Source organism: Streptomyces albofaciens JCM 4342 (genome assembly GCF_008634025.1).
GTDB classification, from domain to species: domain Bacteria; phylum Actinomycetota; class Actinomycetes; order Streptomycetales; family Streptomycetaceae; genus Streptomyces; species Streptomyces albofaciens.
In genome coordinates this window covers 4,714,017-4,737,307 of sequence record NZ_PDCM01000001.1, presented here as the reverse complement: position 1 = coordinate 4,737,307, position 23,291 = coordinate 4,714,017, and the positions used below count along the sequence as shown (strand labels likewise).

Sequence of the window (23,291 nt, the reverse complement as noted above, 5' to 3'; positions counted from 1 at the left end):
CACCGGCCACTCACGCCTTTCCCAGATCGTTCAGGCCGTGCCGCAGCCGTGAAGCGGCTTCCTCGTCCCGAGCGTCGTAGCTGCCGGCGCTTTCCTGCAGCCGCTCACCCAGCTCGCCCATCTTTTTCGCCAAACCCACCATGTGCTCTTCCCACATCAGTGCGCAGGAGTTGAGGCGCTGGGCACACTCCCAGCCCCAGACGGAATTCGCCACCCCCGTGGCCTGGCTCTCCTCCAGGGAGTTGTTCAGCTTGCGGGCCACCTCCCGGGACAGCGCGCTCATATCACTGCCCGTCGCTCGCACAGCATGGCTATTGATGTTGATATTGCCCATATACACCCCCCATTTCCGGTGCTGCAGTTTCCGGATCATCGTAAGCTGCCCTTGGGACGGCCAAGTCGGCTGGTCGGGCGACTACGACGGAACGCGTCAGCAGTCGCCGACACCAGGCGGCACAGCCCCTTGCACGGGAGGCGAGTGGTGTGCCCGCCCAGGAAGCGGGAGCCTTTCGAGCTCGTTCGCCGCGGCCGTAGCGGTGACGCAGCCCGGTACCTCCTGGCCGACGCGGGCATCGGCCCGCTCCGGCTGTCGGCTCGCAACTCCTTCGAACCCGCCGTCGGATGCCGACTCGAACCGTCTCGGTGGTCCGGAAAGTCGGTATCGTCCCGATGGCGCGCATGCCCGTGGCTCGCGCGGGCACCGAGTGCCGCTGGCCAGCACACCATCACGGCATGGCCGGTACGTCATGGACTTTCCCGGACTGCCGCAGGACTACGTCAGCTCATGGACCGATACGGAGCGGGCAGTCGGAACGGTAGCTACACTTCCTCACTCCGCAGTTGTCCCGTTCAGCTGTCTTCACGGCGCCACGACCCAGCACCATTTATTGGCATGGGGAGCGCATACACCCGGCGTTACGGCCGTACGGCGCCACCGTGGCACCGGTCGCAACGGGGGCGCCGGCTTCGCGCCCGTACGCGGCGGGCCACCGCCTGACCTTCTGTTTCGTCGATGCCGGGCGCGGCAGGTACATCAGGTGTGTTGCTAGGGTCACCTGAAACTGTTCACCCTCGTCTCACCGGAGGTATCCCTGTCCGTGTCCGCCCTGCCGCCTCTGTCTGCCCCGAACGCTTCGGTGAAGCCCGCCAACCGCACACGCGGCTGCCTGGTGCTGCTGGGGCTGATCTTGGTTATCGTCGGCGTGGTAGCGGCTGCGGTTCTCCTGCCGGACGACGCCTCGGACGAGGCCGGAACATTGCAGGTGGGCGAGTGTTTCCAGAACACGGGGACCACGAAGGATCCGAAGGTCGACAAGCTCGGCTGCACGGACAGCCGCGCCAGCTACAAGGTGCTCAAGACCGTCAAGGGCGGGGTCTCCGGCACCCTTGAGTGTGCGGATGTCAAGGGCGCGACGGGCTCCCTCACACAGATCGGCACCGAGTCGTTCGTGGTCTGCTTCGCCGACAACAAGAGGTAGGCCATCCAGCCGGCTCCGCCCGCGGAAGCCTCATCGATTCGGGTTTCGCACGGTGCCTGATCCTTGGTCAGCAGCCGGTAACAGGCCGGTCGGCTCGAGCAACGGCATCGTACGTGAGCGACCAGGATGCCTTGGTGGCGGAGGACCGGTCTTTGCATCTGGGGATGCCGCCGGTCAGCGGGGCTGCCCGACGGCCCTGACCGAGACGTGCCGGTGCGCGCTCGCAAACCCCCTGAACGGTCCGCGCCGGGCGGGCCGCAAAGATTCGCCTCTCCACCAGCAGCCGGTGTTCTTCGCCCTCACACCTCAGTAAGCCTGCGGGACGGCCACAGTGGCCCGCGTCGACTGCGGGCAGTACAGCTTCCCGACGTTCACGGCTTGACCACAATGTGCTGCACGAGCCGGAGAAGGGGGTGGGCTGCGCCGTCGACAACGGCTTCCGGTACGCCATCGCGCACGGTGTGACGCTGCTGGCCCGCACGGCTGCTGACTGCCTGCCGCATCCCGGCTGGACCCGGTGCCCGCGGTGCCCTACGGCAGGGCGCGGGCCTGGTGTGCGGGCGCATCGACGCGCGCCGGGACGAGCACGGGCCGCTCGGGCGGGCCGCCTTCCGCGCCTGGTCCGCATCGCCGCGCTCTTCGGCCGCATCCGCCCCGCCCACCGGCGCCGTCACGGCTATCTCGCGCCCTACCGAATGCACGCCGGCAACAACATGGCCATCACCAGCGAACTCTACGAAGCTGTCGGCGGAATGCCACGCCGTCCCTCCCCCACCGATCGGCTCTTCTTGAATCGGGTACGCCGCCACACCACCGCCATCGTCCACGCCCGCGGCATGGCGGTGGAGAACTCCACCCGCCGACTGCGCGCCTACGGCCTGATCGGCACCGCCCGCTGGTACCTCGGCCAAGGGCCCGGACGGCACGGGGAGGACCCTCGCTGATGCTCGACGCGCTGATGCACACACTGCGGCGGTCCCCTGATCGTCCGGCCGTCCTGGGTACGACCCGCTCCAGGGCCGTACGGACCAAGGCGGTATGCGGCGACCTGGCCGATCTCGCCGAGCGGTTCGCTCGGCCCTGTACGCGCGCGGCATCGGCCGGGGCAGCACCGTCGGTGTGGCCGTCCGGCCCGGTCCCGCGGCACTGGGCGTGCTGCTGGCCGTGCACCGGCTCGGTGCACGGGGAGCGGTGCTCGACCCCGGCGCCGGGCCCGACGTCCTGCACGCCCGGCTCGCCCTGGCCCGCCCCGACCTGGTGCTCACCGATGCCGCGGCCCAGGCGGTCGCCAGCTGGGCCCGGCCGCTCGCCCGCCGGGCTCGCCTGGCGCTGCCGGACCTCGCGGAGGGCCGGTGGCCACGGTCGGCCGACGGCTGCCCGGCTGTGCCCCCGTACTGGACACCGATGTTCGCACGTCGGGTCTGCCTCCGACGCTGGACGAGGACGGCTACGCGGTCATCGTCTTCACCTCGGGCACCACTTCGCGGCCTCGTGCCGTGGTGCACACGCGGTCCTCGCTCGCCGCGGCATGGCCACCGTGACGGATCTGGTACGGCCGAGGGCGGGCCGAGCCGTTCTCGGCGGCACCTTCTTCGTCCTTGCACCGTCCCTGGCGAGCGGCGCGCCGGTGGCCCTGCCCGCCCGCTCTCCCAGGCTTCCAGCACGGCAGTTGCACCGGCTCACTCCTCAGGCCACGCACCTGACGCCGCCGCAGCTGCGCGGCGTACTGGCGGAGGGGGCCCACTTCACCGGGCGGGTGTGGACCGGTTCGGCCCCGGCCAGCGCCGACCTGCTCACCCGCCTCAAGGCCGCAGGGCCCGACGAGGCGTGGAGCGTGTACGCGCTGACCGGGCTGTTTCCCGCCGCGGCCGTCGAGCAGGCGGCCAAGGCGGCCTTCACCGGGGAGGGTGACCTGGTAGGCGAGCCTCAACCCGGCGTCGAGGCGAAGACCGACGCGGGCGGTGAGCTGCTGCTGTCCGGACCGGCCGCCCCGCACCGCTACGTCGGCCAGGCACCCGCCCCCTGGGTCGCCACCGGGGATCGGGCCCGTCTCGACAGCGGGCGGATCGTGCTGGAGGGCCGGTGCAAGGACATGGTGCTCAAGTGCGCGGAGAACATCTGTCCCGGCCTGTACGAGAATGCCGTGCACGAGCCCGGCGTCGATCTCGCCCTGCTCGTGGGCATACCGGCCGGCGACGGTGACGAGCGCCTGATGGCCGTCGTCCAGCCGGTGCGCGGCGCGGACCGGGCACGGCGTGCCGCCCTCGCGGGCCCGCTCGCGCGGATGGGCACCCCCCGGCCGGACGCGGTGCTGCTGGCCGGTATCCCGCTCTTCGGCCGCTCCCGCAAACCCGACCGTGCCGCCACGGCCCGGCTCGCCGCCACCCGCCTCCAGAAAGAAGCCGGGCGATGACCGCACAACTCACCGGGCCACTGTGGGGTGTGGTGCCGGCCTTCAACGAGGCGGCCGGGATCGGCGCCACCCTCGCCGCGCTCGCGTCGCAGAGCGACACCTGCTTCACCTTGGTCATGGTCGACAACGCGTCCACCGATGCGACGGCCGCCCGCGTCCGCGCCTTCGCCGCCACCGCGCCCTTCGCCGTCCATCTCATCCACGAGGACGAGCCGGGCACCGGGGCCGCCGTCGACACAGGCTTCCGGTACGCCATCGCGCGCGGAGCCCGATGGCTGGTGCGTACGGATACCGACTGCCTGCCCGCCCGGAACTGGATCGCGGCGACCAGGGCGGAGTTCGCCCGCGGCGCGGAGATGGTCTGCGGCCGCAGCGTCCCGCGCCGGGACGAGGTCCCCTCGCTCGCCGAGCGATACCTGCTCCCGGCAGTGGTACGGACGACCGCAGTGTACGGGCGCTACCGCACTGCCCACCGTCACCCCCGCTACCGCGCCCCTTACGTGCTGTGTCACGGTCACAACCTGGCCATGACATCCGACCTCTACCTGCGATGCGGGGGTACACCGCGCATCCCATTGGAGGGTCCGGCCGAGGATGTCGTCCTGCTGAACCGAGCGCGCGAGCGCAGCGCCCGGATCGTCCGCGCCGAGCGGATGGTGGTGCAGGCCAGCCTGCGCCGGCTGCGGGCCTGGGGCGCCCGGCGAACCCTGTTGTGGTGCTGGGACCGCCGCTACTGCCCCGCCAACCTGACAGAGGTGCACGCCAGATGACCACGGTCCACGCCGCTTCCACCGCCCCCGCCCCATCCGCTCTTCGCACAGCATGCCGTCGCGACCTGCGCGTCTACACCCGCTCCCACCGCTGCTGACCACACTGCTCGCCGCCACCCGCCGCCGGCCCGTCGTCCGGCTGGGGGGGGCGGCACCGTGCTGGTGCACGGCACCGAACCGTACCGGCAGGCCCTCACCCGCCTTCCGCTGGACCGCACCGCGCCCAGCACCACCGGGGGCGCCGCCCGCAGACTGCCCGACGGAGCCACCCTGTTCGACCAGGAAGGCGCCGGGCACCGCGCTACCCGTCGGGCGGTCGCCGCCGGGCTCGGCGCGGCCGGCGTGGAACGGTTGCGCCCGATGTGGCAGCAGGTGCTGTCCCGCCACACCGGGCCACTCGCCGCGGGTCGCACCGTCGACCTGGTGCCGCTGGCCCGCGAACTGGCCGGAGCCACCGTCGGTGCACTGCTGGGTATCGCCACGGATCCGCAGGAGCCGGCCGAGGCAGCCGCCCGCACCGCGGCAGCGGCCGTCCGCGACCACCTGCCCGGTCCCCGCCTGCCCGGCACCACACGGGCCGCAGCCGCGGCGGCCGGGCGCCTGGAGACCCTGCTCACCCCGGAGCCACCCGCCATGAGGATGCGGCGCTGCGCGCCATGCTCGCCGTCGCCGCGGTCAACGCCACCGTCACGGCCCTCCCCCGTGCCGTCGCCTGGTGCGCCCATGCCCACCTGTGGCACCAGACGGCCGACGACCGGCTCCGGCCGACCCTGGTCGGCGAACTGCTGCGGGTCACAGCCCCGTCCCCGCTGCTGCCCCGTGCGGCCGCCGCCGACGCGGACCTCGGCGGGTGTCCCGTACGCGCACCCGAAAGGCAGGGTTTGGCGGCCCTCTGCGCTCTGGCCGATTACACCCGAGCGGTCGCTATGCGCTGACGGTAGGAGCCACAGGGCGGCGACCTCACTCGGCCGGTGGTCCGATCCCTAGAAACCGGAGAGCGGTCGCATAAGCGCGCATCAACCACTGCCTTCGAGATGATGCTGGTCCGAGTACTCACTGGTTCAGTCCGGCGGCCGGTGGTTCGCGCCCTGCGGTGGCAATCAGCCCACCCGGCCCACCACACGGCGGGCACGAAGCCTCGTCGCAGCCCCACGCCGAGTACGGCACCGTGCGTACCCGGCCAGGACCATGGGCTGTCGTGCGACGATAGGCCGACCAATTGAGACTCACGAGCGGGAACAAAGCCTGATGGAGTACGTCAATCTCGATGCGCAGGTCGGCGACCTGTCAAATGTCCTCGATCCCACTCGCTACCTGGAACACCTGCCCTCGATTGCCGGCGACCTGCCACCCGGCGCCCGAGCCTTCGCCACTGATACGGGCCACTACAACTTCCGCAGCGAGCGATGCGTGAAGGACCTGGAGCTCCAGCACGTCCGGAGTGGCGGAGGCGCTGATGACGCGGTCGAGATTCGGCTCCGGCACAACTGCTGGAAACATGACGCAGACCTGGTCATCCGCTACACAGGCGTCTCCAGCTTCAAGACCACAACTCCCGAAGCCGACCACTGGACGAATCTGGGAACACTGATCCTCGACGAGATCCTGCCCCACGAGAACGGCTGCAGCCACGAGCTCGCGTTCTGGAATGGCACGCTCACCGTCATCTGCCGCGACCTGGTGGCGGACCGGATCAAGGCCGAATGCTGCACGGAGACTCCTCCCGCTCAGCGCAAAACCCTCCCAGGAGATTAAACGCCAAGCTAACCGCAGGCGTGCGGACGATGCCCAGCCACCGACACGGAACAAAGCCTGGGCTCGCCTCCCTCCCCCCTCTCCGCCCCCTCGTCCATTGCGAACACGAACTCCGCGCCGGAAGCGGGGACACGGATCGCAAGCTGGTCATCAAAAGTCAGCGGCTCATGCTCCTCCCAAACACAACCGGCCTCGCCCAGCGCCCGCACGACGTCGCTGTACGCGGGAAAACCAGAGAACCTCTCCACTCGCCCCTGTTCCCGCGCCGGCCACTCCATCGTGGGCCAGTCCGTCTGCACGATGACCGACCGGATCTCCTGACAGTGTTCCTGGCAGGTACCGAGCTCCAGGCAGCCGTACGCATACAGATACGGCCGTCCGTCAGCCCCGACGGAAGTGCCCCGATCCCATGGTTCCCCCAACTCCCGCGCCACGTCCTCAAGGTGCGCCCCAGGCCGCGCCGCTCCAATACGACCAGACTGAGCAAAGGGCACAATAATTTCCAAAATCCGCATAACCTCAGACTGCCACGCCCGCTCCCATCCGGGCCAACGGCGGTAGGCCGCGGCCAGGGCCCTACCACCGATGCGGGTCGGCGGCCGCCGACGGGGCGACGTGCTCTGTTGCAGCACGGCGTACAGCCGGTCGGCGCGCAGGCTCTTGGCCGTCCCAGGTCCTGGCGGGGGGACATCGAGGAGCACGGCCAGGTGCGCGGGCCTCAGGTGTCCGCCCAGATGTGCGCGGCGTCGGCCAGGGCGGCGCGGACCGCCGCGCGGTAGGCGGGCGGCTGCAGGCGAGTGAGGTGGCCGCCGCCCCGGCGGACCTCGCTGACGGTGGCGAATAGATCGCCGCGCAGGCCCGGCGGGCGCTGCCAGGCGGTGTCGTCGGGCGGCGGCAGGGGCCGGTAGGCGTCTTCGGTGGCGACGGCCCAGCCGGCAGCCGTCAGGTCGCAGCAGCAGCCGACCATGTTTTGATGAGATCCGAAGTGCTGGCGTTTGTCGCCGACGGCCTGCTGCCTGACTGGGACGCGAGCGAAGAAGCGATCGAGAGGCGGGTCCGGCAACTCGAAGCCATCGTGGAACCCGTCACGGACGAAGAGGCCCGGGCCCTCGTCTCCTGCTTCGGCCCGGACGACTGCTTCGGCGTCGCCGGGTCGCTACTGCACCTCATGAGACCGCCCCGAGCCCCGTCCTGACCGCCGATCCCGGTCCCGGTCCCGGTGCCAACGAATGGGTCCAGCGACTCTACGATCGCGCTGTGTGCGGAGGACTCATCCCGGGCGCTTGACCGGGTGGAAGAGGAGCACGGTTGCGGTCACGCACGTCGCCCCGCACCGGCTCGCATCCGTTGCCCGGGGCGGGCCGTTGTACCTCGGGGAGCCCGGAGCCCCGTGGCCTCGGACTTCGTGCTGCCATCGGCCCCAGAGGCCCGCCGTACGGAGCTCGACGGTTTTTGAGCGTCTCCGCGCGTGCACGCGCAAGAAGAGATGACGCGCTCGGCCAGGAGGCCCCTGGGAGTTCGTACCAGAGGCCTCCCCCGCGAGATGGTGATAGTAATCGATGATGGAACCCATGTAATCGAGGTCGGTAAACTCCGCATCGGTTCACGCAAGGTTCACATGCCGGGTTGCCGGGGCTTATGGACGGTCCCGGTGGTGGCGTCGACGACCCTGGTAGTCACACTCTGTCCGTTTTTGATGCCGAGGCGCCAATGAACACGCCACGCACCGTCCCGACGTTCGGCCAGCAGCACTGCCTCGTCATGTTCAATGGTGCTGCCCTGGTGGCCGGTTTGCTTTTCGAGGATCTTCCAGGCCCGTTCTTCGCCGACTTTGACATCGGGAAGGTCAAAGGCGTCGACGTTGCGGGAAATGAGATCACTCAAGCGTCCACTGGGCTGGATCACCACATCCAGCCGCATGGGCAGCAGAATTTCTCCTCGCCATCGACGCCAGCTGACCAGCCATCCAAGGTTCGCTTTTTCATCGATACGCCGCACCGTTATTTCGGATTCTTTGAGCCCCCATGGGGCGAACTGGCGTGCATAGGCTACTGCGACGCGCTCAGCGCCTTGGTTATCGGCGACGGGGCCTGCGGCGCTGGGCACGGGAAAGGAGTTGCCTGGCTCGACCTTTTCGGGTACGAGGTTGACCGCGAGCTGCTCCCTGCTGGGCCAGGTCAGCTCGGCAGCGCCTTGGGGGAAGTTTGCCATCACCGTCCCGACGCCGCCCTCGCCAGGCGTAAACGTCACCGATTTCGGTGTGTACCGGCCACCGAAGGCATCACGAAGTGCGCCGGTGATGGCCTTTTCCTGCTCGGTTCCAGCCGCGACATCGGTCTCTGCCTGCGTGGCCACAACAGGCGTGATGAAGCCAGCAGCCATGCCAGCCAGGACCAGCGCCCCCGCTACGCAGGCCACATAGTGCCTCCCCGTCGTGGCTGCCGGCGGGGTACGGATGAGCCGGTTAACGGCGTAGCCCGCTCCGGTACCGACCAAGGCACCCGCGGTATTGGCTACCAGGTCGCTGGTGTCACAAAGCCGGCTGACGAAGGGCACCACCGCCTGCGCGATCTCGATCAACGCGGGGAACAGAATGCTGAGAGCTGCCATGAGCGGCAGGCGGCGGGTGGCAAGCACACCGAGCAGACCGAAGGGGAGGAGCATGGCCACGTTGAGCAGCCCCTGCACCGTGGTGAAAGGCTCCAGGACATCTTTGTTGACCATGCAGGTGGCCAGGGCCTCGCCTCCATCGATCCAGAACGTCAAGGATCCGATGGACACGACGGACGCGGCCCACAAGGAGACAATTAGCGGACGGCGCGCCCGACGGCGGACGACACTGTAGGTAACGGCAGCCGCGAGGAAGCTGATGATTATCGCGGCAGCGATGAAGCCTTCGTGGCCGCGGAAGACAGCGGTGAGCATCGTGATGTTTTCTGTGGGGGACGGGCAAGGGCCCGCCTTGGCAGGCGGGCCCTCAAGCCGTCAGTGATCAGCGGAAGTCAGCACTGGGGAAGCGGCGGTGTGGAGAAGGTGTCGCCGCCCTTCGTGTTCAGCTTGCCTATGAAGGGCGAGCAGCTCTTGGCCGTGCCCCACTGCTGCGAGTAGTAGAGGGGTGCGGCGTTCATGTTCCTCCATCCTTCCCACGTGTTGCTGCCATTGCGTTCCCATCCAAGACGGGCGGCGAGGGCACCGCCACGCTCCCGGAAATACTCGACCGATACGTCTTTTCCACTTCCGGTGCTGCGAACGATCAGCACGCCGTTGCTGAGCGTTGTGCAGCGCTGACCCCCTCCCGGGTTTCCGTTACGCGGACTATCCGGGCCGCTGACATTTGCCGCAGCTGATGCAGGCGAGATTACAGCAGCAAGCGCACGAGCCACCGCTGTGGCCATGACGGCAGCACGCATCCGAGATCACATCATTACCCCCACCAATTGTTCTGTTTTGAAGTTTATGCCGCCGGGCTATTTTCCTGCGTTACGGCCGACGTGCGGAGTGAAGCTAGCACCCCCGCATGGAGCTGCTCAATCGATCACCTTGTGATCAAGCCCATGGCGACACAGAGCAGCATGTCGCAATCTCTCCTTGTCGTAACTCACTCGTTCCCGGTAAAGGATGGAAAAGGAAGTTGACGAAGACCGGATCAATGATGGCATTGATGCGACGGGCATGGCATCCGCCTGTTATGGCCTGGCCAGTTCACAGGTCAGCCAGCAGAGCGCCGCACAATTCGAGCTACGATGTCACCCCGGATTACGGTGGCCAGGTCGTCTGCGGGAGACTCAGAGGCTGGTGGCCTGGCTGCGGGAGCGTCTGTCGGGCTGGCAGCAGAACCAGGTGAAGGCGGCCGCGAAGGCGAAGTTGGCACGCTTGGAGGGTCTGCTGGAGCGGCCGGAGGCCGCGCCAGCCGGCGGAGACCGGTGGCGAGGCCTCGGTCACCGGCCCGTACGATTGGCTGATCCGACGGGGACTGGTCAGCGGCCGTCCTGCTCGGACCGGCGCCGCGACAACGGGGGCCGGCTGGGCACCGGGGCCGGGTGCGAGAACCGCGCCAACGTGATCCATCCCCGGCGTGCTCGGCGGGCGAGGATCGCGACGGGGGTCGACCGCCAGGACCACCGGGCCCCGCAGCGCACCGCCCGCGCCGACAGCCCATGGCCCGCTGCGACGTCCGGCGTCGGGGTCGGGGCCGGGGTCGGGGTGTGCCAGGTGCCTGTTGACGTGTGTGGCCACGGCCTTGTGCCCGGCCGCCGCGCCCTGGGAAATGCGCTGGTCGGGGCAGGCCGGGCGGGAGCAGGAGAGCCGCACCGCACCGGCGGAAGGACGGCCGTAGGGGGACAGGCGCACCATCCACACCCGCCCCGACACGCTCGTCGTCTGCGACCACCTGGAAGGGTGCAGCGGTGACCGGTCTCCTGAAGGACGAGGTGCGCTGACCGACGCGCCACCCGGTCGCCAGGGCGCTGAGACGAGCGGTGTATGAACGCTAAGCCGCAAGTCGGTAAAACGGTGCCTCGAACGTGTGCCGGCGGTCAGTCAGCGGTCGGTCGGAGCGGCTCCGGCGTGCGTGAGGGCGTCGCGCCGCTCGCGCAGCAGCTTCAGGGTCTGCTGAGCTACCTCAGCCATGAAGGCGGGGCACACCACCCTCTCCAGCGGAGCGCCGCGGCCCGACTCGACGCTTCGCTCGTACAGGCGCCGCCCGCCCCGGCTGCTCAGGAGAATGCCGAACTCGGCGGCATCCGGGGCACTGGCGGGTAGTGTCGCATGCCAGTCGTGGGTGCAGGAGGCTCCGACGACGTGCGGCAGCGTCTTCTCCACCGCCTTGATCAGCTCGTCCAGGACCGCCTTGCTCCGCATCATGTCGGAGACGGCGTACCAGGTCAGCGCCCGGACGACCAGCAGACGCCCGGCACGGTCCTCGCCCTCCGCGTAGGAGAGGCCCCTCGCGTGCGAGGTGATCTCCTCTTCGACGTCGGTCCATGGCTTCGGGTATCCGTGCAGCAGCGCCGCCAGCGTGTCCATGGTGTCCACGGCGTCCACGGGCAGGCGGGGCGGCACATCTTCGACCGATCCCGGGTCGATGATGTCCATGGCGATCCGTGCGAACCCAGCCACGTTGCGCGGGCAGCGCCACTGGTCCCGGGGCTGGTCCATCCGCCACTCGACCGTCTCGTCGGCGAGCTCGGGCAGCAGCTGAGCAAGGTCGGCGTCGTCCCGTTCGGCATGGCCGGAGTACGGGTGGGATTCATGATCGCAGGCCCGGTCGCGCAGTGCCGTGTCGGTGGCCTCCAAAGCGGCCATGACCTGCGGTACAACGCCCTCACCCGGGGCCCAGGCGACGTAGCGGGCCATCAGCACCAGGCCGAGCGTCCACACATACGCCGACGTACCGCCGGGTTCCGCGGCGAGCCGGGCGGCGCAGTCCAGGACCGTCCGGTCGTACCGGCTGTTGCGGAACTCCTCGCACTCCTCCTGTATCTCTTCCCAGGACCGGGAGAGCTCGTCAATGGACATGGCGCCGCTGTCTGTCATGATCTCTACGACGCGCCGCTCCCCTAGCAGGTTCCGTTACCGCCGCGCTTTCGCCACGCTTGCCGCCCACCCGCCCGCCCGGACCATCGAAACCAGAGGGCCGCTCGGGCCGCTAGGGTGCCTCGTGTGGACGCCCCCTCTCGGCTCCCCGCAGCCTTCCGTCTGATCGCGGCGGGGGGGGAGGCACCGGCGGGCATACCTACCCGGCTCTCACCGCGATCCGTACGCTGCGGGAGCGATTGACGGCGCAGGGACGCTCGCTCGATGTGCTGTGGATCGGCAGTGCCGACAGTCTGGAGGCACGCGTTGCCGGCGCGGAAGGGATCGCGTTCACCGCTGTGGCCACCGGCAAGGTGAGGCGTTCATCGAATCCGTTGAAGATGGTGTCGCCCGCGAATGAGCGGGACATGGCGCGCGTGCCGCTCGGTGTTGCTCAGGCGCGCACAGCGGTCGTAAGGTTCCAGCCGCACGTGGTGCTCGCAACGGGCGGCTACGTGGCAGTGCCGACCGGACTTGCCGTCCGGATGTGCAAGGTACCGCTGGTACTGCACGAGCAGACCGTACGGCTCGGGCTCGCCAACCGCAGGCTGGCCGGCAGTACCTCGCGGATCACAGTGTCCTCGGAGTCGAGTGTGCCGCTCCTGCCCGAGAGCGTGCGCCCGCTTGAGGTGGTCACCGGGAACCCCATGCGCCCGGAGGTGCTGGCCGGACATCCGGACAAGGCCGTGGCCGCCCTGGGGGCTCGGCTTCGACCGTGCCTTGCCCACGGTGTACGTCACCGGCGGGGCGCAGGGGTCACAGCAGATTAACGACGTGGTCGGCGGGGCTGTCACGTATGGCACGTCCAACGGCCATGACTGCCGCACGTAGGCTCGTGTGCATGCCGACCGAGGACAAACCCCGAGCTGTCAAGCACTGGCGCGACTGCACGGACGTGTACGACTTCCTTGAGCAAGTCCGCTTGCGGCCCGGCATGTGGCTGCCGGGCGGATCGCTTCACCATTTGCAGGCCATCCTCGTCGGCTACCAGGTTGCCGTCGCCGTACACTCCGTCGACGACCCTTGCGACTTCTGGCATGGCGGGGCATTCAGCCAATGGCTCGGAAAGCACCTCGATGGCAACAGCCCGCTCGGCTGGGCCTCTGACATCGAGCGCAACACTCCCACCGGCTCCACCCCGGTCCAGGAATTCTTCCGGCTCCTCGACGCGTACCGCCAGGACACAGCAGACGCGTACCGCCAGGACACAGCAACGGACGCTGCTGCAGTCGTCTCCCCGTAGAACCCTGACGCTACGGCCACATCGGCCACTCGGCGGCCATGTCGGGCTCGGCGTCGATCTGCTCGCGGCCCGGGTCCGGGGAACAGCACCAAGGGGCACGGCCCCACCTCTTGGTGGACGTGGCCGCCGCCTCATCGTGCAGCTACGTCAGGTCCGCGACGGTGTACGCGATTCTTGCATAGGCGTTCACGATGTCGACGGCGTCCGCGAGCGCCGCCGGTTCCACGCGGCAGACCGGCTTGTCGGCCGCGCCCTTCAGCAGGGCCTCGGCCTGGGCGGCCGGCAACCGACGGCATCGGCCAGGAGGTACCCGTCGGACCCGACGTGCTCCCGGAACAGGGCTCGGGTCACGTCCTCGCCAGGGGCCGCCGCGATGCTCGCCACCGCGACGTGCCGCACGACATACCGACCGTCGAAGCACGGAGCAGGCCGGGTACGGACGCCTCCGCCGTCCTGGTGTCCACGCCCAGGTGGCCACAGCCCGCTCGCCGGACGGCGACCACGTGGGCATGGGCCGGCTCCTGGACGTCGTACACGGCCCTGGCCGAAGTGAAGGCGGTCAGGCGGCCGCTTCCTGCCTGCCATCTGGGGACGGCCGGGAGCGACCGCGCCGACCGGCCGTGCGCGAGATCCGCGACGGCCGCGCCGAAGGAAGCAGACCGCGCAGCTCGGTGCGCTACGAACGGACCTCCCAGTCGATGCAGCTTCGGCCAGAGGAGTGCGCGAAGGTGGTGGGCCAGTAGGACAGGAACGCAGTGCCTGTCTCCAGCGCATCGGTCACCGCCCCGGCGAACTCAGCCAGGCTCGGGCCCCAGAGAGTGCCGTCCAGATCGCCGGAGCCAATGCCCATCTCAACCACATGTCCGTATGTGGGGCCGGGCTGATGGTCGATGAACGCCACGCCTCCGTCGTTGGGCAGCGCGAAGGGCACGCACCGGTGCAGATGGCCGGCGACCTCTTCGGCATCCTCGTCATCCGTGAGGTAGGGGGCGACGTGGTCCTCATGGACCTCCACGAGAACCTCGTGCGCCGAGGGGATCTCCGCGGTGGACAGGAGCCGGTGGCTCAGCGGCAGGATGCCTCCGGCCGGGAAGACTCCCGCCACCGGGCCGCCGTCCTGCTCCGGCTCGGCAACGCCGTTGCGCCGCTCCAGCAGCCTCCTGAGCTGAGGATGGAGGGCGAAGCCCAGCTGTTCCTCCACCGCGGCGATCTCCGTGGCAGCGGCCGGGGGCCGAAGCGCGGCGTGATCCGCAGGTGAGTGGGCAATCAGCCAGGATTCCAAGCGGTCCCACGCCTGATCGAACGAAGCAAGATCCATTGAAGTCATGCGCAGACCATAGGCGGCGGGTCTGACAGCCCGGTGGCCGAGCTGTCCCCCACCGAGCTTCGCTCACAGCCGACCCCGCCTCCTCGACGCACGGACGCAGAAGCGCGCCCTGGCCGGCCGCCCTCGCCGCGCAACGGCCTCCGGTTGTCTCGGGTGCCGAATGAGCGTGCCGGGCGAAGTACCTGCCGGAGCCCCATGCCCAGGTATCCAAGGGGCTGGCATGTTCGGTACATACAGGGAGTCGTCCGGGGGTGGCGGGCACGACTACGCCTGTCGCAGCTCGGCGGCCACCCGGGCGATGTCCGCGGCGAGCTCCGGGTTCTCCTGGCGCCATTGCCCGGTCCGTCGCTGCCATTCGGCGCGCAGTTCGGCCAGCAGTTGGCCACCGCCGAGAACACGCTCGCGGACACGGCCGGGCCCAGCAGCGGCAGCATGGCGGGCGAGAGCCGGATACGGTCCACGCCTGCCTCCCCGCCGGGCCTGGGGATGCCATCCACTCACCGGCGCTCGTCTCGCGGTCGGCGGCGGCCTGGCGCAGCGCGGCACCAGCCGGGTGCCCGGGGGCGGTGCCGGATTCGATGTCCGTACTGTCGTCCGGCAAGCGGGTCGGCGTACAGGCGGGCCCGCAGCCACCAGCGGCGCAGCAGGACCAGCGGCTCAATTTCGTCGGCCTCGCCCGTCTCGCGGTAGCACTGCGTACGGTCGGCTGGCGGCAGAACCGCGGTCACCGCGACCTGAATGCGGGGCAGCGGCGCGGGACGCAACCGTGGTATACCGGCTGTACGCTCGTCGACGCGCCGTTCCGTGTCGTGTTCCGTCTCGCCGTCGGCAGCGTGGCGCTGTCTTGGCCTTTGCCCGGTACACGGCCGTATCTGCCGTTCAAAGCGTGCAGCAAGCACGATGCCCCGTCGTCAGTCGCCGGGATGGTCGAAGATCACTGTGGTGGCCGGGTCATACGGCAGTGTGGAGAGGACATCGGCATAGCCCCGCTCCAGCGCTTGCCTTTGGCGCTCGATGTGCGGACCTGCCCGGTGCGCGCTGAGGCGCGCTACTCGTTCCTCGTATGCCTCGGTGACGCTTACGGCGTTCGCCCGCCAGTCGGCGTCGTCGGGTACGCGAGTCAGTTCCACGCAGGCCGGCTGGGTGCCTTCGGCCAGCGCGGCCGCGGCCCGGCCGTGGCCGTCGAGGAGCAGCCAGCCGTCCAGGAAAGACACCCACCACAGCAGGACGGGGGCCAGGGTGTTCTCGCGGGCGTGCTTGCGGTATGCCTTCACGCGGGCAGTGTCCGGTACTGGGAGTGGGCGCAGTGGCAGGACACCGTGCCAGCCGCCTCCGCAGAGCATTTCCAGGGTGGTGTCCGGCCAGTCCCGAACGAGGTCGCAGCTCCAGACAGCTGGTGGGAAGGCCTTCTGTTGGGACAGCCGCCAGCGCCCGTGGTGCAGTGGGCCGCACTTGGTGTCCTCCAGCCACCGCGCGTACCGGTGAGGCCAGTTGCCCCCGGCCCTCATCGCCGCGGCGCTCACCGGCGGCAGCGGGGAACGGTAACCGGACAGGCGGCGAAGGCGGAGGTCGCGACAGCAGCCGTCGCCCTCCGCCCGGGCCACGATCAGCGTCCGTTCGCCCTGCCGGAGAACCCAGTGGCGACCCGCCGGTCGCTCGAAACGCAGTGAGGGCGGCCCCTGCCAGCCGTCGGGCACAGCCAGGACGAGTCCTCCTTCCGGTAGTGCTTCTCTCGTTGTCCTGTTCATGGGGCCAGTTTCGGCAGGAGGTGCTTGCCACATCCAAGTAGTCCTCGCTCTTGCCCACCGCCGCGTCAACGTCTTCCGGGCCCTTCTGCGCGACGGACGGTGCTACGAATCCACGCCGCCCGTCGCCCTCGCTGTGTGACAGACGACATGAGGAATCAGTGAGATGCGGTGAGGACAGGCTTGACCACGCTCTTCCGCAGTGCTGCTTCGGCGGCTGCCTCGATGTCGGTGAAGCGGAACTCGGTGATGAGTTTATCCAGCGGGAGCCGGCCCTGCCGGTAGAGGTCGATCAGTTGCGGAATGGTCCGGGCCGGCACGGCGTCACCTTCGGTCACGCCCCGGATCGTGATGCCCTTCGTCATGACCGGCATGGTGTCGAACTCGGCCTTTCCGATTCCGACCAGGGCGAGCGTGCCGCGCTTGCGCAGGGCTGTGATGGCCTGGGACACCACCGTCGACTTGCCAGTCGTGTCCATGGCGCAGTGCGGCCCTCCGCCGGTGAGGTCGCGCAGGGCCGACGCCACATCGTCTTCGGTGGTGGGATCGAGAGCCGCCGCGGCGCCGAGGTCCTGGGCCAGCGCGCGCCGCGAGGCGATGGGGTCGACGGCGATGACCGGACAGTCCTCGGCGACTGCCGCCATGACGGCACTGAGGCCGACGCTGCCGGCGCCGAAGACGGCCAGCGTGGTGCCCGCTGCCGGACGCAGAACCGTACGTACTGTCTCCACGCCGGTCTGGACACTGCATCCCAGGGGGGCGGCCACGGCTGCGGGTATGTCCGCGGGGATTTTGACGGTGTTGCTCTCTGTGGTGAGGCAGTGCGAGGCAAAGGCGGACTGGCCGAAGAAGCTGCCGTAGACCGGGCTACCGTCCGTGTACGACAGGGGCGAGCTGCCGTCCGGACGGGAACCACCGGCGTTCAGGGAAGCCGAATGCTCGCAGTAGGCGGGCTCCCCTGTCGCACACTGTTCGCAGACGCTGCAGCTTCGGTAAGTCAGGCACACGGTGTCACCGGGAGCGACGCTGGTCACCGCCTCCCCCACCGCCTCGAGGACACCGGCACCCTCGTGGCCGAAGACCATGGGCAGACGCCCCGGCGGCCAGACCTGCCGCATGCTGAGGTCGGTGTGGCAGATGCCTGAAGCAGTGATCCGCACGAGGATCTCGTCCGGCCTCGGCTCCTCAAGGTCGGCCTCGTGGACGGTGAAAGGGCCGCCGGGAGTCTCCACCAGTGCTGCCTGTATGCGCATGCGTGTCTTCCTCGTGTGGTGTCCGCCGTGCCGGTATTGCCCGGACGGCTGGGAGGGCGTCTGCCCTGGAGCGTGGTGCCCGTGGGATGAGGCAGGGCGTTTCAGGGACGTTCGAGAATGAAGTAGAAGTGATGGCCGTTGTCCAGGACGTTCTTGCCGTTCATCACGCCGAGGAGGGTGTCGCCGTCGACCCGCTTGAAATGGTCGAGCACGGGTTGGCCGTCATAGACCATGGTGGCGGTCGCCTCGCCACGGAACTCCACCATCCAAAGGCTCGCCTCGCCTTTGGCCAGCTCGGCATTCGAGTACAGCGCGCCGTGCTCGTCACGGCAGATCAAAGGCTCGGCACGGCCGGTGGAATGGAAGGTCTTGCCGTACCAGCGAATCCGGCCGAGCATCTCTTCCACCCGGTGACCACTCTTGATTCTGGTGCCTTTCCAGGCTCCGAGGATGTCCTCGGGGCGCACGGTGTCCAGTGCCGCCCACACCTCATCCAGTTCGGCTGGATCGGTCACGCTGCTTCCGTCCCTCCGGATGGAGGCTATGCGGTCACAGGCCTGTTCGGCGTTCATACGGAGGGGCTCCTCGTTGTCGGTCTTGCGGTACTGATGTGCTGGGCTGCCCGGGGCCGAGGTCGCCGGCGCGTCGGCCGGGCTGGCCGCGGGTCGTCCGGCACGTCCTACGACGTTTCCGTGGGCACCGGACTGACGGATTGCAGCAGTTCTTCGGCCAGGCGCGGCGAAACAGCCGAGTACTCGCGCTGGATCTGCACCCACCAGCGCGCTTCGTCTTCGGTGTTCACCAGTGGTTTGCGCGGCAGTGGCTCCGATGAGGTGCGGTTGCGTCTGCCGTGAGCTACGGCCCGCAGAGCTGCCTTGATGTAGAGCGCCTCGGCCGCTGCCTGGGGATTCGGCCGGGCCTCGGCAGATTGCTCCGCCTCGTCCTCCTTTGCCTGCTCCCACCCCGTGCTGTCCACCGCGCTCCTCCGCCGCCTTCTCGCCGCTGGCAGCCAGTACACCAGAACGGCCGGCAGGCGCCGTTGGCCCCCTTCTGCGGCACCAGCCAGGCGCGAACGCTGCCGGATTCGACGGGTGTACTGTCACGGGCGGACCGGCGGCCGGCGGCGCCCGTCCGCACCCGGGCCGGCGGATACCGGCTGTCCTGACGGGGATCTCACGGCAGTAGTGGGTGGGCGCAGCCATTGCGGGTATCCCAAGCGGCAGCGCAGTGCGGCGAAAAGGCTGCGGTCCATGGCAGGCACCGGTAATTCACCGCCCTGAGCACGGGCCGGGGCCCGCAGGTGCGCACCCGAATGTCCCAGGGGCAGGACGCAGCAGCGGACCGGCTCGGTGTTCCACGCCTGTGACAGGTACCAGGCGCCGTCGTGGAGGCCGCATATCGCAAGCGTCCAGGCGGGCTTGTCCGGGTCGGTCCAGCCGAACCATCGCGATCCGTCGTGCACTGGTGCACGCAGCCCGAGATGGGGCCGCCCAGCGCCGACTCCTACCAGCTCGCCTGCCCCGGGCCCGGACCGAACAGCAACGAACCGGATCCGCCGATCACTGATGGCCAGCGGATGGGTGAGCGCCAAGCTCAACGCTCCCGGATTCTCCACCACCACCAACGACCCGCTGTCCACTCGGGCGCCCAGCCAGGATCCGGAAGAGTGCGACGCTCGAATTCGGCATCGATCCGGGCGACCAGTCGGCCCAGATCGATCCGGGCACCGCGCGGGAGGTGGCGCATGACCTCATCCAAGTCATCGCGGGCGTCCTCAATCTCCAAGCCCGGCTGCCAGACCTCCGACGCGTTCAGCAACCGCCCTGGCTGCCTGAACACCCGCTCGAAGCGGGACAACGCGTCAAAGACAAGGTCCGGACGACCCAGCCGCTCGTCCTCCACGCGGCGAACGGCCGCCCGGGTTCGAGCAGAGACACCGCGGATACGGTGCACCATCACATGCTTACGGGGCCGCCATCGCTCAGTACGGACGGCCTTCGGGCGCCTACGCGGCATCGCCCTTTCTGGTCAGCATCATGCGGACATTCTGCCACGAGCCGGTCCCATGGATCGGACCGAATGACTCGGTCGCGAAAGACGCAATAGAGATCACCAAGTGGGGCCTGAACATCCGGTTCAAAGGGGTCAATGAACTTCTGAACGCGACTGGAGCCGTCAGCGATCTGGTCCCGCTCCTTGCCGATTGCTCGGTGAGTATCGGGCTCTGAGCGGTACTTCTGCACGGTCGGTCCGCCCGGGGTGGTGTACCGGACGAGCCACGGCTTCGACGGCTTCTTCGTGGCCATGCTCGGTGTCTTCACTTTTGCTGGGGCGGTTGGGGCCGTACACGGCGCCGTCGTCGTAGACACCAGTACGTGACGGGCTCGGTGGTCACATCCCCGGCCCTGATGACTCAGTAGCGGCGCACAAGCGCTTCGGCGTCGTCGACCGTGGCGCGTTGGCCGTCGGCCCGTCAGATTACCCGGGTGATCCACTGGAGGTTGGTCGGCTCCGGTGGGAACTGCGGTGGCGTGATGCGGAAGTGTGCCGTGGCGCCTCCTGGAGCGACGTACTGGGCCGCTTCGGTGTAGCTGTAGCGGGAATCGGGTCCGGCCCCGATGGCCAGCGGGGCGATCAGAGCCGGTACGCCGAGGCAGTTGACGTAGTCGATGAGGACCGTGGTGCCCGTACCGCCGGGCTGGCTCCAGCTCGTCCCGCACGGCGGCGGCGCGGCAGCACGGCGCTCTTCGCCTCCCGTAAGCGAGGGCCCCGGCGATGGCCCGATGCGTGCGCCGGGGTCGGCAGTCGAGGAGGCCGGCGGGCGCAACGGAGGGGAGGCGGCAGTCGCGGCGGGGCTCCAGCAGTGCGCCACCGTTTGCAGGGTGGTGTTCTCCGGCGGGAAGTAGGAGGGGTCGATCACCCACGAGGTCGCCCAGCCCGGCGCGATCGTGCGGCACACGCGTCCGAACGTATAGCGGGAGTCGGGCGAGCCGGCGGCTCCCGTGGCGTACGGGGCCATGGTCTGCGGGCTGCTGGAGCAGTTGACGTACTGCATGAAGACCGTGGTGTACGGCCCGCCGGGCTGCTGCCAGTGCACGCCGCAGTCCGGTGCGGCGCCGTCGGCGACGGTGGTGCCCTTGGCCGGGGTGCGCGCACCGGACGGCGCCGGGGCCCGGCCCGGTGCGCATTCGGTGTGCGGGGCGTCGCGCAGCAGCGCGCACGCCATCAGCCATGCCTGGCCGGGGTTGGTGTAGCGGTTCTCCAGTCCCTGCCGCAGGTCGACCCATTGCAGGCGGGTGTCGGTGATCGCGGCCCGTACCGCCTGGTCGAAGTTCCGGCCGGTCTTGCCCCGGTACGTGCTCGGCCCGGAGGTCTGCCCGGTCCTGGGGTCGATCTTCCCGCCGTCCTTGTTCAGACCCGTGTCCTCCCCGTTGAGCGGTGCGCCGTGGCGTACGTGTCCCTGGCAGCGGTTCGGGTGGTCGGGGTCCAGGTAGTAGCAGCCGGTGGTCAGGTCACGGGGCACGGAGGCGGGGGACGGCTCGGGAGCGAGGAAGTTGAACAGCTGGGCGGGCCGGGGCATGTTCAGGCCGGGCGGGTTGGCGGTCCCGAGAGGGAGATCCGGCGCGGGGGCGTCGGCCCAGTTGGAGTGGGAGGAGAAGTCCTGCACCGCGTGCAGCAGACGGCCCCAGTTGTACAGAACAGTGCGCTTGGCCCGGTCGAACTCCGGTCCGGTCTTGAGCCGGTTGTGGACATCGAGCAGGTCGGCGGCGGAGTCGATCGCGCTGGTGAACCCCTGCCGGGCGTGCCGTACGCAGGACAGCAGCGCGCTGGTCGCCTGGTCACGGGTCAGCGGGTAGGCGCGGCCGCCGTTGTAGGACGGATCGAGGTAGTCCGCGTTGTCGCAGTGGGCCTCGGGGCCGTCCGCGCCGCCCGGCTTGACGACGTTGTCCGGCCAGCCGACCGCGCCGCAGAAGTCGGGGTTGTCCACGGGGCCGCCACCGCCCGCGAGGACGGTCAGCGATCGGGAGTCGAAGCAGTAGTCACGGCCCGTACCGCTTTGCGGGCAGCCCAGCGCGGCACGGTGATGCCGGAGTGTTCGCGTCCGGGCCACGATCCGAACGTCTCGGCGACAGGGGCCGCGGACATCAGGGTCAGGACGGCCCCGGCGAACACGCCGAGCACCGTGGCCAGGCTGGTTCCGCGAGCGAGTGCACGGAAAGGCCGTCTCCTGCCAGCCGTGCGCATCATTCCTCCAGCAGTGGGCCATGTCGTCCGGGACGTCGTACGCGGAACTGCACCGCGCGGGCGGCCGCGTGCCGGGGGCGGGGCCGGACAGGCGGCTCGGCCGTGTGATGGCGTGGCGGTGGCGGGTTAAGTGTGGCGCGGACACGCTAAAGAGCCGTGGTCCGGGCACCAGCGTTTCGGAGCGGCCGGCGTGCGGCGCACGTAGATTTCGGCCAGCCGGCGCCGTCGCCCCGGCGCACCTCCCCCTTGCGGCGTGCCTCCCCCTTGCGGCGTGCCTCCCGGCCGTCGTTTTGCCGTTGCCCCGGGGGACGGACAGGACCATCTCCCGGGCGCGGGTTTCCCGGGGGATGGCACGGACAGTCAGCGGAACAGGCGGAAGAACCCGCGCACCTGCTCGACCAGCGACTCCGGCCGCTCCAGCGCGGCGAAGTGGCCGCCGTGCGGCAGTTCCTCGAACCAGCGCAAGTCGGTGAACCGCAGCTCGGCCTCCCGCCTCGACGGGCGGGTGATGTCGCGCGGGTAGACCGACAGCCCGGATGGCGCGGTCACCTTGTCCCGGAAGTGGGCGAAGCTCTCCCAGTACAGGCGCGCCGACGATGTGGCCGACGCGGTGAACCAATAGACCGAGATTTCGTCGAGTATTGTCTGCCGCGACAATGCGTCCTCGGGATGGCCGTCGTTGTCCGTCCACGCCCAGAACTTCTCGGCGATCCAGGCGGCCTGCCCCGCCGGGGAGTCGGTGAGGCCGTAGCCGAGCGTCTGCGGCCGGGTAGCCTGGATCGCCGAGTACCCCCGGCCGGTACGCTGCATCTCCTTCTCGGCCTCCAGATTCGCCAGCTCCGCGGGCGTCGGGTCGTCGAACGTGCCCGCCGCCACGGATCCCAGGTTCAGGTGGACGCCGACGACCCGCTCGGGCGCCACCTCGCCCAGCGCCCCGGACACCGCCGAACCCCAGTCGCCGCCCTGCGCGCCGTACCGTTCGTAACCCAGCGAGACCATCAAGGTGTCCCAGGCGCGCGCGGTGCGAGTGATGCCCCACCCGGTCGTCGACGGCTTGTCGCTCCAGCCGTACCCGGGCAACGACGGCGCGACCACGTGGAACGCGTCCGCCGGGTCACCGCCGTGCGCGCGGGGGTCGGTCAGCGGGCCGAGGACCTCCAGGAATTCGAGCACCGAACCCGGCCACCCGTGCGTGAGCACGAGCGGGAACGCATCCGGCTCCGGCGAGCGGACGTGCAGGAAGTGGAGACCCAGCCCGTCGATGGTGTCGCGGTACTGCGGGAAGACGTTCAGCCGCTCGGCGAACCCGAAGTCGTAGTCCTCGGCCCAGCTGCGGCACAGCTCCTGCGCGTACGCCAGCGGCAGCCCCTGTGACCAGTCGTCCACCGGCTCGCGCTCGGGCCACCGGGTCCGTCGCAATCGTTCACGCAGGTCCTCGATCTCGGCTTCGGTGATGCTCACTTCGAATGGCTCGGCGGCCATGGCAAG

At 69.4% G+C, this 23,291-nt stretch carries 23 protein-coding genes and 2 pseudogenes; 11 read left to right on the top strand and 14 right to left on the bottom strand.

Annotation, left to right across the window (positions count from 1 at the left end):
* Positions 1 to 10 precede the first annotated feature (10 nt).
* On the bottom strand, positions 11 to 373 hold the full coding sequence (locus tag CP973_RS20905; protein WP_150242879.1) for a type VII secretion target: 363 nt from the start codon (positions 371 to 373) through the stop codon (positions 11 to 13).
* Positions 374 to 1,097: 724 nt separating this feature from the next.
* Between CP973_RS20905 and CP973_RS20900 the strand changes: the two genes are divergently transcribed.
* The 8 genes and pseudogenes from CP973_RS20900 to CP973_RS20875 all read left to right on the top strand — a co-directional run bounded on the left by CP973_RS20900 (position 1,098) and on the right by CP973_RS20875 (position 6,416).
* A complete protein-coding gene (locus tag CP973_RS20900) occupies positions 1,098 to 1,478 on the top strand; it encodes an LppU/SCO3897 family protein (RefSeq protein ID WP_150242877.1) in 381 nt (126 codons plus the stop codon).
* Positions 1,479 to 1,867: 389 nt separating this feature from the next.
* Positions 1,868 to 2,422 carry a glycosyltransferase family 2 protein gene (locus CP973_RS20895; RefSeq protein ID WP_244409657.1) on the top strand — a complete coding sequence of 185 codons (555 nt, stop codon included), beginning with the start codon at positions 1,868 to 1,870 and terminating at the stop codon, positions 2,420 to 2,422.
* 94 nt (positions 2,423 to 2,516) lie between these two features.
* Positions 2,517 to 2,699: pseudogene (locus CP973_RS41620) on the top strand (hypothetical protein); the annotation flags it as partial.
* Positions 2,700 to 2,830: 131 nt separating this feature from the next.
* Positions 2,831 to 3,019, top strand: coding sequence for a hypothetical protein (locus tag CP973_RS40950; RefSeq protein WP_244409655.1), 189 nt, complete (start codon positions 2,831 to 2,833; stop codon positions 3,017 to 3,019).
* The gene (locus CP973_RS40945; protein WP_244409653.1) at positions 3,007 to 3,891 is read left to right on the top strand and encodes a class I adenylate-forming enzyme family protein; all 885 of its coding nucleotides are present in this window, start codon (positions 3,007 to 3,009) and stop codon (positions 3,889 to 3,891) included. The genes CP973_RS40950 and CP973_RS40945 overlap by 13 nt, the downstream gene beginning before the upstream one ends.
* Positions 3,888 to 4,661, top strand: a complete 774-nt coding sequence (locus CP973_RS20885) for a glycosyltransferase family A protein (RefSeq protein ID WP_150242875.1) — start codon at positions 3,888 to 3,890, stop codon at positions 4,659 to 4,661. The genes CP973_RS40945 and CP973_RS20885 overlap by 4 nt, the downstream gene beginning before the upstream one ends.
* Positions 4,662 to 5,317: 656 nt before the next feature.
* The gene (locus CP973_RS20880) at positions 5,318 to 5,596 is read left to right on the top strand and encodes a hypothetical protein (protein WP_150242874.1); all 279 of its coding nucleotides are present in this window, start codon (positions 5,318 to 5,320) and stop codon (positions 5,594 to 5,596) included.
* Positions 5,597 to 5,909: 313 nt separating this feature from the next.
* Complete coding sequence (locus tag CP973_RS20875) at positions 5,910 to 6,416, top strand: hypothetical protein (protein WP_150242872.1); 507 nt, start codon at positions 5,910 to 5,912, stop codon at positions 6,414 to 6,416.
* A gap of 718 nt (positions 6,417 to 7,134) precedes the next feature.
* On the opposite strand, the gene CP973_RS20870 is transcribed toward CP973_RS20875, so the two are convergent.
* The gene (locus CP973_RS20870; protein ID WP_150242870.1) at positions 7,135 to 7,383 is read right to left on the bottom strand and encodes a hypothetical protein; all 249 of its coding nucleotides are present in this window, start codon (positions 7,381 to 7,383) and stop codon (positions 7,135 to 7,137) included.
* Positions 7,384 to 7,389: 6 nt separating this feature from the next.
* Here CP973_RS20870 and CP973_RS20865 point away from each other — a divergent pair, with 6 nt between their 5' ends.
* Positions 7,390 to 7,611, top strand: a complete 222-nt coding sequence (locus tag CP973_RS20865) for a hypothetical protein (RefSeq protein WP_244409650.1) — start codon at positions 7,390 to 7,392, stop codon at positions 7,609 to 7,611.
* A gap of 419 nt (positions 7,612 to 8,030) precedes the next feature.
* Here the strand turns inward: CP973_RS20865 and CP973_RS20860 are convergent, their stop codons facing one another.
* The 3 genes from CP973_RS20860 to CP973_RS20855 form a co-directional block, all read right to left on the bottom strand.
* Complete coding sequence (locus CP973_RS20860; protein ID WP_150242868.1) at positions 8,031 to 9,341, bottom strand: VanZ family protein; 1,311 nt, start codon at positions 9,339 to 9,341, stop codon at positions 8,031 to 8,033.
* Between the two features lie 77 nt (positions 9,342 to 9,418).
* On the bottom strand, positions 9,419 to 9,544 hold the full coding sequence (locus tag CP973_RS41425; protein WP_280119010.1) for a hypothetical protein: 126 nt from the start codon (positions 9,542 to 9,544) through the stop codon (positions 9,419 to 9,421).
* 1,411 nt (positions 9,545 to 10,955) lie between these two features.
* Positions 10,956 to 11,933, bottom strand: a complete 978-nt coding sequence (locus CP973_RS20855) for a hypothetical protein (RefSeq protein WP_150242866.1) — start codon at positions 11,931 to 11,933, stop codon at positions 10,956 to 10,958.
* Positions 11,934 to 12,077: 144 nt separating this feature from the next.
* Here CP973_RS20855 and CP973_RS20850 point away from each other — a divergent pair.
* A pseudogene (locus tag CP973_RS20850) lies at positions 12,078 to 12,788 on the top strand (UDP-N-acetylglucosamine--N-acetylmuramyl-(pentapeptide) pyrophosphoryl-undecaprenol N-acetylglucosamine transferase); the annotation flags it as partial.
* A gap of 43 nt (positions 12,789 to 12,831) precedes the next feature.
* Positions 12,832 to 13,233, top strand: coding sequence for a hypothetical protein (locus tag CP973_RS20845; protein WP_208853220.1), 402 nt, complete (start codon positions 12,832 to 12,834; stop codon positions 13,231 to 13,233).
* A gap of 142 nt (positions 13,234 to 13,375) precedes the next feature.
* Here the strand turns inward: CP973_RS20845 and CP973_RS40070 are convergent, their stop codons facing one another.
* The 9 genes from CP973_RS40070 to CP973_RS20805 all read right to left on the bottom strand — a co-directional run bounded on the left by CP973_RS40070 (position 13,376) and on the right by CP973_RS20805 (position 23,285).
* Complete coding sequence (locus CP973_RS40070; RefSeq protein WP_167538398.1) at positions 13,376 to 13,519, bottom strand: hypothetical protein; 144 nt, start codon at positions 13,517 to 13,519, stop codon at positions 13,376 to 13,378.
* Positions 13,520 to 13,909: 390 nt separating this feature from the next.
* Complete coding sequence (locus tag CP973_RS20840; RefSeq protein WP_150242864.1) at positions 13,910 to 14,560, bottom strand: SMI1/KNR4 family protein; 651 nt, start codon at positions 14,558 to 14,560, stop codon at positions 13,910 to 13,912.
* Between the two features lie 911 nt (positions 14,561 to 15,471).
* Positions 15,472 to 15,834: a hypothetical protein gene (locus CP973_RS40940; protein ID WP_244409648.1), complete on the bottom strand. Its 363-nt coding sequence runs from the start codon at positions 15,832 to 15,834 to the stop codon at positions 15,472 to 15,474.
* 629 nt (positions 15,835 to 16,463) lie between these two features.
* A complete protein-coding gene (locus CP973_RS20830; RefSeq protein WP_150242860.1) occupies positions 16,464 to 17,558 on the bottom strand; it encodes an NAD(P)-dependent alcohol dehydrogenase in 1,095 nt (364 codons plus the stop codon).
* A gap of 101 nt (positions 17,559 to 17,659) precedes the next feature.
* The gene (locus CP973_RS20825; protein ID WP_150242858.1) at positions 17,660 to 18,130 is read right to left on the bottom strand and encodes a DUF4334 domain-containing protein; all 471 of its coding nucleotides are present in this window, start codon (positions 18,128 to 18,130) and stop codon (positions 17,660 to 17,662) included.
* Positions 18,131 to 18,237: 107 nt separating this feature from the next.
* Complete coding sequence (locus tag CP973_RS20820) at positions 18,238 to 18,534, bottom strand: DUF6545 domain-containing protein (protein WP_150242856.1); 297 nt, start codon at positions 18,532 to 18,534, stop codon at positions 18,238 to 18,240.
* Positions 18,535 to 19,151: 617 nt separating this feature from the next.
* Positions 19,152 to 19,460, bottom strand: coding sequence for a hypothetical protein (locus tag CP973_RS20815; RefSeq protein WP_244409646.1), 309 nt, complete (start codon positions 19,458 to 19,460; stop codon positions 19,152 to 19,154).
* A 571-nt stretch (positions 19,461 to 20,031) separates the two neighbouring features.
* Complete coding sequence (locus CP973_RS40065; RefSeq protein WP_167538397.1) at positions 20,032 to 21,669, bottom strand: hypothetical protein; 1,638 nt, start codon at positions 21,667 to 21,669, stop codon at positions 20,032 to 20,034.
* A 494-nt stretch (positions 21,670 to 22,163) separates the two neighbouring features.
* A complete protein-coding gene (locus CP973_RS20805; RefSeq protein ID WP_150242854.1) occupies positions 22,164 to 23,285 on the bottom strand; it encodes an epoxide hydrolase family protein in 1,122 nt (373 codons plus the stop codon).
* Positions 23,286 to 23,291: the final 6 nt, after the last annotated feature.

Bases quoted from the DNA above. Each gene is read 5' to 3' on its own strand.
- CP973_RS20805 (WP_150242854.1), bottom strand. From the start codon at position 23,285: ATGGCCGCCGAGCCATTCGAAGTGAGCATCACCGAAGCCGAGATCGAG.
- CP973_RS20865 (WP_244409650.1), top strand. From the start codon at position 7,390: ATGAGATCCGAAGTGCTGGCGTTTGTCGCCGACGGCCTGCTGCCTGAC.
- CP973_RS20870 (WP_150242870.1), bottom strand. From the start codon at position 7,383: ATGGTCGGCTGCTGCTGCGACCTGACGGCTGCCGGCTGGGCCGTCGCC.
- CP973_RS20840 (WP_150242864.1), bottom strand. From the start codon at position 14,560: ATGACTTCAATGGATCTTGCTTCGTTCGATCAGGCGTGGGACCGCTTG.
- CP973_RS20875 (WP_150242872.1), top strand. From the start codon at position 5,910: ATGGAGTACGTCAATCTCGATGCGCAGGTCGGCGACCTGTCAAATGTC.
- CP973_RS20855 (WP_150242866.1), bottom strand. From the start codon at position 11,933: ATGTCCATTGACGAGCTCTCCCGGTCCTGGGAAGAGATACAGGAGGAG.
- CP973_RS20905 (WP_150242879.1), bottom strand. From the start codon at position 373: ATGATCCGGAAACTGCAGCACCGGAAATGGGGGGTGTATATGGGCAAT.
- CP973_RS20845 (WP_208853220.1), top strand. From the start codon at position 12,832: ATGCCGACCGAGGACAAACCCCGAGCTGTCAAGCACTGGCGCGACTGC.
- CP973_RS41425 (WP_280119010.1), bottom strand. From the start codon at position 9,544: ATGAACGCCGCACCCCTCTACTACTCGCAGCAGTGGGGCACGGCCAAG.
- CP973_RS20885 (WP_150242875.1), top strand. From the start codon at position 3,888: ATGACCGCACAACTCACCGGGCCACTGTGGGGTGTGGTGCCGGCCTTC.
- CP973_RS20825 (WP_150242858.1), bottom strand. From the start codon at position 18,130: ATGAACGCCGAACAGGCCTGTGACCGCATAGCCTCCATCCGGAGGGAC.
- CP973_RS20860 (WP_150242868.1), bottom strand. From the start codon at position 9,341: ATGCTCACCGCTGTCTTCCGCGGCCACGAAGGCTTCATCGCTGCCGCG.
- CP973_RS40945 (WP_244409653.1), top strand. From the start codon at position 3,007: ATGGCCACCGTGACGGATCTGGTACGGCCGAGGGCGGGCCGAGCCGTT.
- CP973_RS20830 (WP_150242860.1), bottom strand. From the start codon at position 17,558: ATGCGCATACAGGCAGCACTGGTGGAGACTCCCGGCGGCCCTTTCACC.
- CP973_RS20880 (WP_150242874.1), top strand. From the start codon at position 5,318: ATGCTCGCCGTCGCCGCGGTCAACGCCACCGTCACGGCCCTCCCCCGT.